General features: G+C 64.7%; 10 protein-coding genes. 5 read left to right on the top strand and 5 right to left on the bottom strand.

All coding sequences use genetic code 11. The features are described from left to right. The first annotated feature begins 401 nt into the window (after positions 1 to 401). Positions 402 to 1,520: a catalase family protein gene (locus tag E6C72_RS03085; protein ID WP_247875579.1), complete on the top strand. Its 1,119-nt coding sequence runs from the start codon at positions 402 to 404 to the stop codon at positions 1,518 to 1,520. Positions 1,521 to 1,530: 10 nt separating this feature from the next. Here the strand turns inward: E6C72_RS03085 and E6C72_RS03090 are convergent, their stop codons facing one another. From E6C72_RS03090 to E6C72_RS03100, 3 genes are all read right to left on the bottom strand, one after another. Beyond that, positions 1,531 to 2,073, bottom strand: a complete 543-nt coding sequence (locus tag E6C72_RS03090) for a hypothetical protein (RefSeq protein WP_109085017.1) — start codon at positions 2,071 to 2,073, stop codon at positions 1,531 to 1,533. 126 nt (positions 2,074 to 2,199) lie between these two features. Next, the gene (locus E6C72_RS03095) at positions 2,200 to 3,057 is read right to left on the bottom strand and encodes a pirin family protein (RefSeq protein WP_109085018.1); all 858 of its coding nucleotides are present in this window, start codon (positions 3,055 to 3,057) and stop codon (positions 2,200 to 2,202) included. 173 nt (positions 3,058 to 3,230) lie between these two features. Then, positions 3,231 to 4,673: an ammonium transporter gene (locus E6C72_RS03100; RefSeq protein ID WP_109085019.1), complete on the bottom strand. Its 1,443-nt coding sequence runs from the start codon at positions 4,671 to 4,673 to the stop codon at positions 3,231 to 3,233. A gap of 672 nt (positions 4,674 to 5,345) precedes the next feature. Here E6C72_RS03100 and glgC point away from each other — a divergent pair. The 4 genes from glgC (at position 5,346) to E6C72_RS03120 (ending at position 9,133) form a co-directional block, all read left to right on the top strand. Continuing rightward, the gene (gene glgC / locus E6C72_RS03105; protein ID WP_109085020.1) at positions 5,346 to 6,617 is read left to right on the top strand and encodes a glucose-1-phosphate adenylyltransferase; all 1,272 of its coding nucleotides are present in this window, start codon (positions 5,346 to 5,348) and stop codon (positions 6,615 to 6,617) included. Positions 6,618 to 6,745: 128 nt separating this feature from the next. Next, complete coding sequence (gene glgA, locus E6C72_RS03110) at positions 6,746 to 8,215, top strand: glycogen synthase GlgA (protein WP_109085021.1); 1,470 nt, start codon at positions 6,746 to 6,748, stop codon at positions 8,213 to 8,215. 158 nt (positions 8,216 to 8,373) lie between these two features. Continuing rightward, a complete protein-coding gene (locus E6C72_RS03115; RefSeq protein WP_158280126.1) occupies positions 8,374 to 8,778 on the top strand; it encodes a DUF6516 family protein in 405 nt (134 codons plus the stop codon). After that, positions 8,738 to 9,133: a helix-turn-helix domain-containing protein gene (locus E6C72_RS03120; protein ID WP_109085023.1), complete on the top strand. Its 396-nt coding sequence runs from the start codon at positions 8,738 to 8,740 to the stop codon at positions 9,131 to 9,133. Before E6C72_RS03115 ends, E6C72_RS03120 begins: the two co-directional genes overlap by 41 nt. A gap of 105 nt (positions 9,134 to 9,238) precedes the next feature. On the opposite strand, the gene E6C72_RS03125 is transcribed toward E6C72_RS03120, so the two are convergent. Together E6C72_RS03125 and ppdK are read right to left on the bottom strand one after the other, a co-directional pair. Further along, positions 9,239 to 11,143 (bottom strand): hypothetical protein, encoded by a 1,905-nt coding sequence (locus E6C72_RS03125; RefSeq protein ID WP_136700637.1) that lies wholly within the window; start codon positions 11,141 to 11,143, stop codon positions 9,239 to 9,241. A gap of 606 nt (positions 11,144 to 11,749) precedes the next feature. Then, entirely contained in the window at positions 11,750 to 14,443 is a 2,694-nt protein-coding gene (gene ppdK / locus E6C72_RS03130; protein ID WP_109085025.1) for a pyruvate, phosphate dikinase, read from the bottom strand. Between the last annotated feature and the right edge of the window lie 278 nt (positions 14,444 to 14,721).

Raw genomic sequence — 14,721 nt, forward strand, 5'->3', positions numbered from 1 at the left:
TGACGAGCCGTCCGGTCATGGTGCACCCCTTGGTCGGTTAGCCGGCCACGCTCTTCATTTGCCCCCCCGTCGACAGACGAGCGGGGCTTGAAGACATCCGGCCTTCCCTGATCAAAGGATATGCAGCGCAGTCATTTCAGCGCCAGAGGCTTTTGGTCAGGAGTTCCCCAGGATATATGGTTAATTTTCCATAGAAAATTGGGAATCCTGCCAGTTCCTCGCGCGCAGGACGCGGATGAATATTTGTATGCCGTCAATTCTTTTTTTGCATCGCGATCTGCGGGATGGGACGAGTCTTCTCGCACCTGCACACAGAGCGCCCTGGGCGTCGCGGAACCGACGATGATTGCGGCTGTTGTCCCGGCTGTACACCGCCCTTTCCCCCTTCGGAAGCCCCGCCCGTGCCCTCCGCCATCCAGCCCGCGACTCAAGCCAGTCCCCTGCCCTACACGCCGTCGGCCGAAAAGCCGGGTCCAGACGAAGCCCGGCTCTTCGAGGAACTCGCCGAAACGATGCTGTCGATCAGCGCCAGGACCTTCGAGGACAGCGGCCATGCCGACCGCAGCGTCCATGCCAAGAGCCATGGGCTGCTGATCGGCCGGCTGGACGTGCTGGACGATCTGCCGGCGGAACTCGCCCAGGGTCTGTTCGCGCGGGCGGAGAGCTATCCGGCGATCCTGCGGCTGTCGACGACGCCGGGCGACATTCTGCCCGACAGCGTGTCGACTCCGCGTGGTCTGGCGGTGAAGGTGCTCGGCGTGTCCGGCGACCGGCTGCCGGGATCGGAGGACGAGGCCACGCAGGATTTCGTGATGGCCAACGCGCCGGTCTTCTCGGCCCCCGATGCCGGACAGTTCCTGTCGACGCTGAAGCTGCTGGCCGCCACCACCGACCGGGCGGAAACCGCGAAGAAGGTTCTGTCGGCCGGCCTGCGCGCCGCCGAACGGGTGGTCGAGGCCTTCGGCGGCGAGAGCGCCACGCTGAAGACGCTGGGCGGCCACCCGGAAACCCACATCCTGGGTGAAACCTTCTACAGCCAGGCAGCATTGCGCCATGGCGACCACATCGCCAAGCTGTCGATCGTCCCGGTCTCGCCGGAGCTGACCGCGCTGGCCGGTGCGCCGCTGAGCGTCAACGGCAAGCCGAACGGCCTGCGCGACGCGGTGGTGGAGTTCTTCCGCGACCATGAGGCGGTCTGGGAACTGCGCGCCCAGCTGCGCACCGACGAGGCGCGCATGCCGGTGGAGGATGCCAGCGTGCTGTGGCCGGAGGATCTCAGCCCCTACCGCACAATCGCCCGCATCACCGTGCCGCCGCAGACGGCCTGGAGCGAGGAACGCTCGCGCGCCGGTGACGACCGGCTGTCCTTCAGCCCGTGGCACGGGCTGGCGGCACACCGGCCGCTCGGCTCGATCATGCGCGCCCGCCGCATCGCCTACGACCGCTCCGCCGCATTCCGCATGGAGCGCAACGGCTGCCCGATGCGGGAGCCCGCCACCGGCTACCGGCTGCCAGGGTAGGGGCGTCGCCTCATTGCAGGCTGCGCTGCATCTCCTCGAAGGTGCGGGAGAAGCCGTTCAGCGGAAAGTCGATGTCGCGCTTGCCAACGCGGGAGTTGACGCGGACCAGGATGGTCGAGCCGTTGCGGAACTGGTCGGCGACGCGGCCGGACACGAAGTTCGGGAACATGCACATGTTCAGCGTCGCCACATGCGATTCGATGCGCGGCTGGCGGTCGACACGGATGGCGCAGCGGTCGATCAGCCCCTGGCTGGTGGTCAGGAACAGGTGGAAGTCGTTGCCGGTGGGGATGATGCTGAGCGCTATGAAGCCGACATCCTTCCCGTCGTCGAACAGGCGGTAGATCATCAGCCGGCAGGTCTTGCTGTCGGTCATCCGGTCGATGTCGCACTGGTTGGTCCAGGCGCCCTCCGGCCCGAAATCGGCCGCGGCCTTGGAGGCGTCCAGCGCGGCGGCCGGCTTGGCCGTCATCGGGGCCGCGGCCATCGTCACGGCCAGCAGCGCCGCGGCGACCGCCGCCTTGACCCCACCCAACAGACCCTTTGCACGCATCGCCCCGTCCCCGCCGTCGTTCGTGTTAACACGGAATGCGCCATGATAACCGGCGGCGGCGGGGGTGCAAGGAACGAGATGCCGCGCAGGAGGCGTTCAAGCGGCCTTCTGCGCGGCATCTGGCGGTCAGATGCGCCCTTCCTCGAAGTCGCGGAAGGCCTGCATCACCTCCTCCCGCGTGTTCATGACGAAGGGACCGCCCCAGGCGATCGGCTCGCCGATCGGTTCGCCGGCCAGCAGCAGGAAGCGCGCGCCCTCCGGCCCGGCAACTGCCTCCACCCGCTCGCCGTCGCCCAGCACGATCACCCGCGGCCCCGAAAGCGGCCCCTCGCCGCCGACATCCAGCGTGCCCTCGAACAGCACGAGGAAGGCGGTGTAACCCGTCGGCAGTGGCTCGGCGAAGGACACCGACGGCGGCAGCGCCACGTCGAAATAGCGGGCGTCGGTCGCCTCGGCCCGCACCGGCCCGGCGGTGCCGCGGGCGGTGTCGCCGGCGATCACGGTGACGGTCGCCCCGTCCTCGCGCCGCTCCAGCGGGATGGAGGCGGCCGGGAACTCCTGATAGCGCGGGTCGGTCATCTTCAGCCGGGCCGGCAGGTTGATCCACAGCTGGAAGCCGCGCATCAGCCCCTCGGTCTGCTCCGGCATCTCCGAATGGATCAGGCCGCGGCCGGCGGTCATCCACTGGACGCCGCCGGTCTCGATCACGCCCTCATGCCCGTGATTGTCGGCATGGCGCATGCGGCCGGCCAGCATGTAGGTCACCGTCTCGAAGCCGCGGTGGGGATGGTCGGGGAAGCCGGCGAGATAGTCGGTCGGCTGGTCCGACCCGAACAGGTCCAGCATCAGGAAGGGGTCGAGCGTGCGCAGGCGCGGCGTGCCGAGCATGCGGGTCATGCTGACCCCGGCGCCGTCGGAGGTGGCCATGCCCTCCACGGCGGCGAGCACCGGGCGGACACCGGGGGTGGCGGGCTGGGTGGACATGGCGAAAACTCCCGAACGAACGAATGCGATGCACCAGAGGTAGTCCTCCCCGGCCCCGCCGTGAAGCCGGCACGCCTGCGCCACAGCGTTCCGCCCCGCACAACAATCGAAACGAAAAAGGCCGCCGGAGAACCGGCGGCCTTCTCGAAGAGACCCGTGGGAAAGGGATTTTCTTAGTGGATGCTCTCGCCATGCAGGGCGAGGTCGAGACCGTCGCGCTCCACATCCTCTTCGACGCGCAGGCCCATGACCACATCGACGACCTTCAGCAGGACGAAGGTGGCGATGGCGCACCAGGCGACGGTGTAGGCGACGCCCTGGACCTGGATCCACACGGCGGCGGCGTTGCCTTCCAGCAGGCCCAGCGTGGCCTTCGGGTCGGCCTGCAGGACGGAGGCGAAGCCGCCTTCGCTGTTGGACACCGACATCTTGGCGAAGACGCCGGTCAGGATGGCGCCGATCAGGCCGCCGACGCCGTGCACGCCGAAGGCGTCCAGGCTGTCGTCATAGCCCAGCATGTGCTTCAGGCTGGTGGCCGACCAGAAGCAGACCACGCCGGCGACGATGCCGATGACGATCGCGCCCGTCGGGTCGACGAAGCCGGCGGCCGGGGTCACCGCGACCAGGCCGGCGACGGCGCCGGAGATGATGCCGAGGATCGACGGCTTGCCCTTGACGATCCACTCCGCGAACAGCCAGCCCATGGCGGCGCCGGCGGTGGCGATGTGCGTGGCGGCCAGCGCCATGCCGGCGCGCGGACCGGCGGTCAGGGCCGAGCCGGCGTTGAAGCCGAACCAGCCGACCCACAGCAGCGAGGCGCCGATCAGCGACAGCACCAGGTTGTGCGGCATGAAGGCTTCCTTCGGGTAGCCCTTGCGCTTGCCGATCACCAGCGCGGCGACCAGACCGGCAACGCCCGCGTTGATGTGCACGACGGTGCCGCCGGCGAAGTCCAGCACGCCCAGGCCGAACAGGAAGCCCGACGGATACCAGACCCAGTGGGCGATCGGCGCATAGACCACGATCGACCACAGGGCGGTGAAGACCAGCAGCGAGGAGAACTTCATGCGGTCGGCGAAGGCGCCGGTGATCAGGGCCGGGGTGATGATCGCGAAGGTCATCTGGAACATCATGAAGACCGGCTCGGGGATCGTCGTCGGGACACCCGACCCCGTCGCCTCGCCCAGCACGAAGGCCTTCGTGAAGTCGAGCCCGTTGAGGAACAGCCGGTCGAGACCGCCGACATAGGCGCCGGTGCCGGTGAAGGCCAGGCTGTAACCGATCACGTACCACAGGACGCTGACCAGGCAGGTGATGGCGAAGCTCTGCATCACCGTCGCCAGCACGTTCATCTTGCGGACCATGCCGCCGTAGAACAGCGCCAGGCCGGGGATGGTCATCATCAGCACCAGCGCGGTGGAGATCAGCATCCAGGCGGTGTCGCCGCCATTCAGCGCCGGAGCCGCCGGCGCGGCAGCGGTGGCGGCGGCAGCCGCAGCGGCGGCCGCGGCAGCGGCGGCAGCCGCCGGATCCTGGGCAAGGGCTGCGGCCGGCATGCCGACCGCGCCCAGAGCAACCGCCATCATCGGTGCGGCCATAAGGAACAGACGGTTCATCGAGGCTCCTCTTTCTCCAAAATCGCTCCCACCCCTGGACGGCCGGCGCGGGACCGGAGGTCTTCCGCGCACTGGGCACCGCACCGGGGCGACCCCGTCCCGGTCGCCCCGTCCCCGGCAAAGACGGGGCGGCGGACGGGACCAAGGACGCCACCAGCATTACAAGAAGCGTGCCATTCGAAAACGGCTTGGAATCGTCAGGGTTGTCCCGGGCCGGGACCCTCGAACGGGCACCCTCCGACGAGTCGCACCCGGTGTTTGCACAGGAAACAGGCAGATTTCGGAACCGACATTTCGCCGCAAATTCCGGGCTTTCGACCGAATGGCAGGGCCGATGGCCGCATTTCGCGCCGCTTTCGCCCGGCATTCTGGCTGTCATTCCGGCATATGATGAAAATTTAGGCAGCATATGGCCCGCAAGGCGGTCAAAGCGCAGGCATCGGAGCGGAAGCCGCCCGCCCGCCTCCCCCTTCGATCCAAGCCGTTCGGCCAAGCGCCGCATAGGCCCCTCTTTCCTCCTAGGCCCGCGAAGAGGGGGTGTGGCGGGTAAGCCGATACGAGCCCACCGCCGGGCCTATTGGACATGGCGGCGAGTTGTGGCACCGTCAACGCCTTCCTATGAATTGGCCGCTCGCCCGCGGCCGCAAGAATAAGGCAAAGGGGGTAACGGCCATGCTCGACAAACGGGATCTGCGCCTCGCACCGCGACGTGCGGTGGCGCTGGTGCTGGCCGGGGGACGCGGAAGCCGTCTGAAGCAGCTGACCGACCGGCGGGCCAAGCCGGCGACCTATTTCGGCGGCAAGTACCGCATCATCGACTTCGCGCTGTCGAACTGCGTCAATTCCGGCTTCCGCCGGATCGGCGTGCTGACGCAGTACAAGTCGCACAGCCTTCTGCGCCATCTCCAGCGGGGCTGGAACGTCTTCCGCGGCGAGATGAACGAGTTCTGCGACCTGCTGCCGGCCCAGCAGCGCGTCAGCGAGACGGAGTGGTACCAGGGCACCGCCGACGCGGTGTACCAGAACCTGGACATCCTGCGCGACCACGAGCCGGAATATGTCCTGATCCTGGCCGGCGACCACATCTACAAGATGGATTACGGCGCGCTGCTGCTCGACCACATCGACCGCAAGGCCGACGTCACCGTTCCCTGCATCGCCGTCCCGCGCGATCAGGCGACCGGCTTCGGCGTGATGCACATCGACGAGGACCGCCGCATCATCGACTTCGTCGAGAAGCCGGCCGATCCGCCGCCGATGCCCGGCCGTCCCGACATGGCGCTGGCCAGCATGGGCATCTACGTCTTCAACGCCCAGTTCCTCTACGACCAGCTGGAGCGCGACGTCGCCACCCCCGGCTCCAGCCGCGATTTCGGCAAGGACATCATCCCGCATCTGGTGAAGTCGGGCGCCCGCATCATCGCCCATGATTACGCCGACAGCGCCATCATCGACGCGCCGGACGACGCCCCCTACTGGCGCGACGTCGGCACCATCGACGCCTATTGGGAAGCCAACCTCGACCTCTGCCACGTCACGCCGCAGCTGAACCTGTACAACCGTGACTGGCCGATCTTCACCTATCAGGAGCAGCTGCCGCCGGCGAAGTTCGTCTTCGACGACGAGAACCGCCGCGGCATGGCGGTGGACAGCCTGGTGTCGGGCGGCTGCATCATCTCCGGCTCCACCGTGCGGCGCTCGCTGCTGTTCAGCTCCGTCCGCGTCAACTCCTACAGCGAGCTGCACGAGGCGGTGGTGCTGCCGGAATGCGACATCGGCCGCCATTGCCGCCTGAAGAAGGTGGTGATCGACCGCGGCGTCAGCATCCCCAACGGCCTCGTCGTCGGCGAGGATCCGGAGCTGGACGCCAAGCGTTTCTACCGCAGCGAAGGCGGCGTCGTCCTGATCACCCGCGAGATGATCGAGAAGCTGCCGAAGGAATAAGGCGGCATTTCGCCGCCCGTCTTCCGCGCCGATGCGCTCCGGCTCCCCACCGGCCCCGCATCGGCGCTATACCCTGTCCACACCCTCCCGCCTTTCACCCCTCCCGCCTATCGCCGAGTGCCTTCCCGATGCGCGTCCTCTACGTCACGTCCGAATGCTACCCGATGGTCAAGACGGGGGGGCTGGCGGATGTGTCCGCCGCCCTGCCGCCGGCCCTGAACGCCGCCGGCGCCGATGTCCGCCTGCTGCTGCCGGGCTATCCCGCCGTTCTGAACAGCCTGCAGAACCTGCACGAGGTCGGCGACCTGATCACCGACCTGCCCGGCTGCGACCGCGCCCAGCTGTGCATCGGCCGCACCGCCGACGGGGTTCTCGCCTATGCGCTGAAAGCGCCGTCGCTGTACGACCGTCCCGGCAACCCCTATCTCGGGCCGGACGGCAAGGACTGGGCCGACAACGCCCTGCGCTTCGCAGCCCTCGCCTGGGTCGCCGCCGGCTTCGCCGCGGAGAAATCCTATGACCCGTGGTGGCGGCCCGACATCCTGCACGGCCATGACTGGCAGGCGGCGCTGATCCCGGCCTATCTGACCCTGCGCCCCGACCGTTTCGCCGGCCCCTTCCGGCCGGGCACGGTGCTGACCATCCACAACATCGCCTATCAGGGCCTGTTCGGCCCCTGGATGATGGGCGACCTCGGCCTGCCCTCCTCCAGCTTCCGCGTCGATGGCGTCGAGTATTACGGCAACATCAGCTTCCTGAAGGCCGGTTGCTTCTATGCCGACCGCCTGACCACGGTCAGCCCGACCTACGCCAACGAGATCCAGACGGCGGAGCACGGCACCGGCCTGCAGGGCCTGCTCGCCAGCCGGTCCGACGTGCTGACCGGCATCCTGAACGGCGTCGACTACGCGGTGTGGGACCCGGCGACCGACCCGCATCTGCCCGCCCGCTACACCCCCGACGATCTCGGTGGCAAGGACGCCTGCAAGGCCGACCTGCAATCCGCCTTCGGCCTGGACCGCCGCCCCGACGCCCCGCTGGCCGCCGTGGTCAGCCGCCTGACCTGGCACAAGGGCCTCGATCTGGTGCTGGAGGCAGCGGGCCAATGGGTGTCCTGGGGTGGCCAGCTGGTGGTTCTGGGCAGCGGCGACGCCTCCAGCGAGGCCGGCTTCCGCCAGCTCGCCCAGTGGCATCCGCAGTCCATCGGCGTGCGCATCGGCTATGACGAGCCGCTGTCCCACCGCATCCAGGCCGGTGCAGACCTGTTCCTGGTGCCGTCCCGCTCGGAGCCCTGCGGCCTGACCCAGCTCTACGCCCTGAAATACGGCACCCTGCCGCTGGTCCGCCGCACCGGCGGCCTCGCCGACACGGTGATCGACGCCAACCCGGCCGCCAGCGCCGACGGCAGCGCGACGGGGTTCCAGTTCGTCAACGCGACGGGGCAGGAGCTGGTGTGGGCTTTGCGCCGGGCGATGAGCGTCTACCGCAAGCCCGACCGTTGGCAGGCGATGCAGCGCCGCGCCATGACGCGCGACTTCGGCTGGCACGGGCCGGCGGAGGAGTACATGGAGCTGTATCGGGGACTCGGGGAGCGGTAGAGGGGCGGGCCGGCTCGCCACCCGTTTGCCTGGGGATCGCCACGGGAGGCGGTTTGATGACGCCCGAGACCAGCACCGCCCGTGTCACCCGACCCTGGCTTATATCTTTTTACGATATACAATGATGCCATATTGAAGCATATATCAGTGAGCGATATATGGTTGATGAAGCGGTTGAGCGCCTTCTCGGATATCATCGGCGGCGCTACTGGCTGGAGAATGGGTGGAGCCTGCGGTTTCGCCTCTGGCGAACGCCGGTCACGGCGGAGAAGCCCCACGGCATGCGCTATTCGCTGACCCTGCATGATGTGGACGGCATCCGCCTGATGGGCTTCGACAACGCGCATGGAGTCGGCCGGGAAACGCGCTTCGACCATGAGCATCGTTATGGCCGCGTGGCCGATCCGGTTCCCTACGCCTTCACCGGAGCGGACGCACTGCTGAGCGATTTCTTCGCTGCGACGGAGCGCGCCTGCCGGACGGCAGGTGTCGCGCTGACCATCGCGATGGAGGACACCGAGGATGACGACGAAGGAGGGACCGGCGATGCGGACCTTGCATGATTTGCGCGACGAGATGCTGGCAGTCGCCCAGGGCACCCGCCCGGTTCCCCCGGTGCAGTCCGTGACGGATGGCGAGTCGGTCTCTGGCCTTCTCGGTGTGCTGACCCCGGCCAACCGCGCGTTGATGCACCTGATCGCCACCGAGCGCCCGGAGACGGTCTCCCGCCTCGCCCAACTCGCCGACCGCGCCCAGCCCAATGTCTCGCGCGCTCTGCAAGACTTGGCGAAGCACGGTCTTGTGCGACTGGTCCGCGACGGCATGAGCATCCGGCCGGAACTGGTCGCGGCGGAAATCGACGTCGATCTGGTGCGTGGGACTTGCCGGGTGGTGCCGATGGCGGTGGCGGCGGAGTAGAGGGCGGTTCCGCGTTGCCGCCGACCAAAGTCCCCTCTTCCTGCCACTTGTCGACAGCAGAGTCTATTGACCAACTTATCTCCCAAGCAGCCAATCGATCTCTTTCTATATTCCTGTGCTTTCCATCTCATCAGTTTCTTCTGGAGTCCGCGCAGCACCAAGTCGTCGGCTGATGCTTCGGTAGGCCGTGGTAACAGCATCCCGCCAACCGTCTGCTGCTAAGCTTAGGCTCTCTGGCTCTAGCGCTTTTTTTACGTCTTCGGAGGTCCATTCGCGAATAAGCTGCTTTGCCTGAGCATAAACTACAGCGTAACCCACGCGGCCCATTATCAATCTCTCGGACCATTGCCTCGCCAACTCGCGAACAATCTCAGTGTCATCATAGGTCGCATATCGGAGCCTAAGATGATCTTGTACTGCTCCAACAGCAGAATAGGTTAGATTTACGAATAGCTGGTTTGTTTCGCGAACGTAACGAGCTGCCTTACCAGCGATGCCCTTTTCAGCGACCTCTTCCTCATCTCTCAGCGCTATTATCTCAGGAGCTTGCTCTAAATTCTTGGAAATGCTGGCTCGCTTTGCGCCTGCTGGATTGAAGATGAGGTCAGTTGGACTGGTTGGGATTTTGCCGCTGTCCCCATCGGAGCTATTTCTTTGATCCGGACGAGAACCTCTTGCTCCACCCTCCTCGACAAGGTGAATCCCATCTTTATTCTCACGCGGGCTGTCTGATCTAACTCGCAACTCATTCAGTAGGTCTTGCAACTCTTTCCGAAGGTCATCAGTAGACGCAGAGGATTTAGGAGCTAGAGAGTTAATTATATCTATCAGCCAATCTGGACGGCTCCGAAAAACTATTTCCGAAAAGTCCTCAACAACAATTTGTCGTTGGTCTGCACTTGCTAGCTGAATAAAGCGACGATACGGCTCGTGCCGAACTGAAAATGTATCGGGCAACTCCACATGAATAGAAATGTGCCGCGCACCAAACGGAATACCAAATGCTGGCGCATCAGCTGCCCATTTCCGCCCTTTCCGCACATCGTACATCTCACCACGGAATATTATTGCACATGTGCTAAGCGAAGATGTAAGCGAACCTGAAATCGATTTGTTATGCCCACCGTCTTGATAGGCAGGATCATATAAATAATGGATTCGGACACCCTCACCAACATCGACTGCTTCAACACGCTCAAATGCATCGGCTCGCTCAGGAATAGGCTTAAACTGGCGCCGGCCATCCCGAGGATGCGTTCCTTCATGAAGATAAATTTCTACGCCGGGCGGTAGATGGTAAAAACGGTGATACAGGTAAGTTGTAATCCATTGACGATCTTGTTTTGGGTCGCCTGCGTAGGGGTCGGCTACCGTATCCTGCTCCGGATGGGAACCATAAAGGACAACTTCAGTCCAATCTTCCTCAAGCCGATATTCTTCCTCTTGACGCACAGTCTCTGTAACGTCAACAACTTCTTCAAATGAATCTTCAACAGGAACCAATAGTTTTCCATAGACGCCGTCGCGTTTTGCGAGAATCACTTGGCTAACTGTACCATCTCTACAAGACCGATAGCGCATACCAAGGGCATTTGATGGCAGTGAAGCTACTTTTGCCCCCATCCCAAAATTTCCTTCCAGCGCCATGTCCTTTCCAAGCGACGCGGCAAGGTCGCAAATATGGTCAAGCTCACTACTACTAAGTCCAGGGCCGGTGTTCCAGATTGTCAACTTTCGAGCACTACCGCACTCTTCAACATTTTTCCCTAAAATCTTAACAATCCGTTTCCCGGCAGGCGCTTTAGCGGCTGCTTCAATAGCATTCATAACTAACTCCCGGAGCATCATTGTCTTCGGGCATTGTTCAATTTGGCGTGAAACTGTAAAATCAATGTCGCGGATCGTAATTGGCGTTATCTTTCTAACACTCATCGCTTGCTCCATTAACTCTGCAAACCAATTTTCTCGCTCTGGTTGATCATATCGGAAAAATTCAAAAACTTTGTTCAAAGGTGGCGTGCAAACGCTCTCGGGAAAGGGAGATAATCAATCGGCATGCGTATGGCATGGCAAAATTATTCACGTCACACTCCTTCCACGAACTAAAACATCTTTTCACGCTACCCTGGAAAAATAACTGCAAAAGCGGGAGCATCGCAATGGAGAGCTTCATTCCTGTCTTGATGATCTGAGTGGCTGATGCGGTGGTGGCACGGGGCACAGAACCACCCCTGGCGCAGCCCCACCGGCAAACCGCCACGCCTTTTCCACGCCTCCCTTACCGCCAACCGCCATCCATGATAGGACTATAAGCCTCAACCGCCCGAGGAGTGTCCTGCATGCATCGCCACTGGTGCCACGCCCCTTGCGTCCGTCCTCCCGCGCACCCGCTCCGCCGAATGGAACAGTGAACACACCCGCGAAAACCGTTCCAACCTGTTCCAAACGTTCCATCCGACTACCGCCGCCCATGCCCGGCGGTACCGCGTGGAACACTGAACAGTCCCCCGAAACCTGTTCCACGCTGTTCCACCCACCCCACTCCACCCCGAAAACGAAACGGCCCCCTTCCCTTGCGGGAAGAGGGCCGTCGTCGTTTCAGCTACCCGGTTCGGCTCAGTCGCGCTTGACCGTGTCGCTGTTCAGCGCCGCCTGCGCCGCCGCCAGACGGGCGATCGGCACGCGGTAGGGCGAGCAGGAGACATAGGTCAGACCGACCTTCTCGCAGAAAGAGATCGAGGCCGGGTCGCCGCCATGCTCGCCGCAGATGCCGAGCTTGATGTCCGGACGGACCTTGCGGCCGCGCTCGGTGGCGATCTCCACCAGTTCGCCGACGCCGGTGACGTCCAGCGACTGGAACGGGTCCTGCTCCAGGATGCCCTGGCGCTGGTACTCCGGCAGGAAGCTGCCGGCGTCGTCGCGCGACAGGCCCAGCGTGGTCTGGGTCAGGTCGTTGGTGCCGTAGCTGAAGAACTCGGCCGATTCGGCGATCTCGCCGGCCTTCAGGGCCGCCCGCGGGATCTCGATCATCGTGCCGGTCAGATACTCCACCGTCACGCCGGTCTCGGCCTTCACCTGCTCAGCGGCGCGGTCGATCACCGCCTTGAGGATGTCGAACTCCTTGCGGGTGATGATCAGCGGGATCATCACTTCCGGAATGACGGCCTCGCCGGTGGTCTTGGCGACCTCGGCGGCGGCGGCGAAGATGGCGCGGGCCTGCATCTCGTAGATCTCGGGGTACGAGATGCCCAGACGGCAGCCGCGATGGCCCAGCATCGGGTTCGCTTCATGCAGCTGGATGGTGCGGTGGCGCACCCGCAGCGGATCGGTGCCGGTGGCCGCCGCGACCTCCGCCATGTCCTCTTCGGTGTTCGGCAGGAACTCGTGCAGCGGCGGATCGAGCAGGCGGATCGTCACCGGCAGGCCGGCCATGATCGTGAACAGCTCGACGAAGTCCTTCTTCTGGAAGGGCTCCAGCTTGGCGAGCGCCTTGCGGCGGCCGGCCTCGTCCTCCGCCAGGATCATCTCGCGGACGGCCAGGATGCGCTCCGGGTCGAAGAACATGTGCTCGGTGCGCGACAGGCCGATGCCCTCGGCGCCGAACTTCCGCGCGGTGCGGGCATCCAGCGGGGTCTCGGCGTTGGCGCGGATCTTCATCCGGCGGATGCCGTCGGCCCAGCCCATCAGGGTGGCGAAGTCGCCCGACAGTTCCGGCTGGATTGTCGGAACCTCGCCCAGCATCACCTCGCCGGTGGAGCCGTCGATGGTCAGGATGTCGCCTTCCTTCACCGCGACGCCGCGCACCGACATCTGCTTGGTCTTGTAGTCGATGCGCAGGTCGCCGGCGCCCGACACGCAGGCGCGGCCCATGCCGCGGGCCACCACCGCCGCGTGGCTGGTCATGCCGCCGCGGCTGGTCAGGATGCCGCGCGCGGCGTGCATGCCGTGGATGTCCTCAGGCGAGGTCTCGATGCGGCAGAGGATCACCGACTCGCCCTTGCCGGCCATCTGCTCGGCCTCATCGGCGGTGAACACCACCTTGCCGGACGCCGCACCGGGGGAGGCCGGCAGGCCCTTGGCGATGACCTTGCGGTCGGCCTTGGGGTCCAGCGTCGGGTGCAGCAGCTGGTCGAGCGAGGCCGGATCGATGCGGCGGACCGCCTCGTTGCGGTCAATGACGCCCTCGTTCGCCAGATCGACGGCGATCTTCAGCGCCGCAGGCGCCGTGCGCTTGCCGTTGCGGGTCTGCAGCATGAACAGCTTGTTCTGCTGGACGGTGAACTCGATGTCCTGCATGTCGCGGTAGTGCTTCTCCAGCGTGAGGCGGACCTCGTTCAGCTGGTTGAACACCTCCGGCATCACCTCCTCCATGGCGGGGAGGTCGGACTTGTTGGCGATCTTGCCGGCGACGGTCAGATGCTGCGGCGTGCGGATGCCGGCGACGACGTCCTCACCCTGGGCGTTGACCAGATACTCGCCGTAGAAGGCGTTCTCGCCGGTCGACGGGTTGCGGGTGAAGGCCACGCCGGTGGCGCAGTCGTTGCCCATGTTGCCGAAGACCATGCACTGCACGTTGACCGCGGTGCCCCAATCGGCCGGAATGTCGTGCAGCTTGCGGTAGGTGATGGCGCGGGCGTTCATCCAGGAGCCGAAGACGGCGCCGATGGCGCCCCACAGCTGCTCCTGCACATCCTGCGGGAAGGGCTTGCCCAGCTCGCGCTCGACCGCCTTCTTGTAGTCCTCGATCACCGCCTGCCAATCCTCGGCCGACAGGTCGGTGTCGAGGTTGTAGGACTTGTCGCGCTTGTGGTTGTCGAGGATGTCCTCGAAATGGTGATGCTCAACGTCGAGCACGACGTTGGAGTACATCTGGATGAAGCGGCGGTAGCTGTCGTAGGCGAAGCGGCCGTCACCCGACCGCTTGGCGAGGCCGGCGGCGGTGGCGTCGTTCAGGCCCAGGTTCAGGACGGTGTCCATCATGCCGGGCATCGACGCGCGGGCGCCGGAACGGACCGACACCAGCAGCGGGTTGACCGGGTCGCCGAACTTGGCGTCCATCGCCTGTTCCAGCCGCGCGATGGCGGCATTCACCTGCGCCGTCAGCTCCGGCGGATAGGAGCGGCCGTTGGCGTAGAAATAGGTGCACAGCTCGGTGGTGATCGTGAAGCCCGGCGGAACGGGCAGGCCAAGATTGGCCATCTCGGCCAGATTGGCGCCCTTGCCGCCCAGCAGGTTCTTCATATCGGCCCGTCCTTCGGTGGCACCGGCCCCGAAGCTGTAGACCCACTTGGATTCACCCTGGCTCGCCATCGCGGATTTCCTCTCGCCCCATGGTCGTCCGGCATGCGGGTGCTCCCCTTGTGCTCCACGGGCGATCCACCGGGCGGGTCTTTTCCGCTCAGCGAAACACCGTGGTCAGTTTGCTTGACCGCACATGCCGCTGAGTGGACCTTCTATCGCCCCAAACGTTGGGACACAAGACAGTCGCGTGGTCTAGAACAGGATGACCTGTGCTTCGCCAGCAAAGGAGCGTTGCGACTATATCGTATTGCCCGGATCCTTGCCCGGATCCCCATTACTCCGGCGGA

The sequence above is a fragment of the Azospirillum sp. TSH100 genome (assembly GCF_004923295.1).
Taxonomy (GTDB): domain Bacteria; phylum Pseudomonadota; class Alphaproteobacteria; order Azospirillales; family Azospirillaceae; genus Azospirillum.

What these genes read in the sequence shown, in the direction of transcription:
- ppdK (WP_109085025.1), bottom strand. Translation starts at nt 14,443, where the DNA reads ATGGCGAGCCAGGGTGAATCCAAGTGGGTCTACAGCTTCGGGGCCGGT.
- E6C72_RS03120 (WP_109085023.1), top strand. Translation starts at nt 8,738, where the DNA reads ATGACGACGAAGGAGGGACCGGCGATGCGGACCTTGCATGATTTGCGC.
- glgC (WP_109085020.1), top strand. Translation starts at nt 5,346, where the DNA reads ATGCTCGACAAACGGGATCTGCGCCTCGCACCGCGACGTGCGGTGGCG.
- E6C72_RS03100 (WP_109085019.1), bottom strand. Translation starts at nt 4,673, where the DNA reads ATGAACCGTCTGTTCCTTATGGCCGCACCGATGATGGCGGTTGCTCTG.
- E6C72_RS03095 (WP_109085018.1), bottom strand. Translation starts at nt 3,057, where the DNA reads ATGTCCACCCAGCCCGCCACCCCCGGTGTCCGCCCGGTGCTCGCCGCC.
- E6C72_RS03115 (WP_158280126.1), top strand. Translation starts at nt 8,374, where the DNA reads ATGGTTGATGAAGCGGTTGAGCGCCTTCTCGGATATCATCGGCGGCGC.
- E6C72_RS03090 (WP_109085017.1), bottom strand. Translation starts at nt 2,073, where the DNA reads ATGCGTGCAAAGGGTCTGTTGGGTGGGGTCAAGGCGGCGGTCGCCGCG.
- glgA (WP_109085021.1), top strand. Translation starts at nt 6,746, where the DNA reads ATGCGCGTCCTCTACGTCACGTCCGAATGCTACCCGATGGTCAAGACG.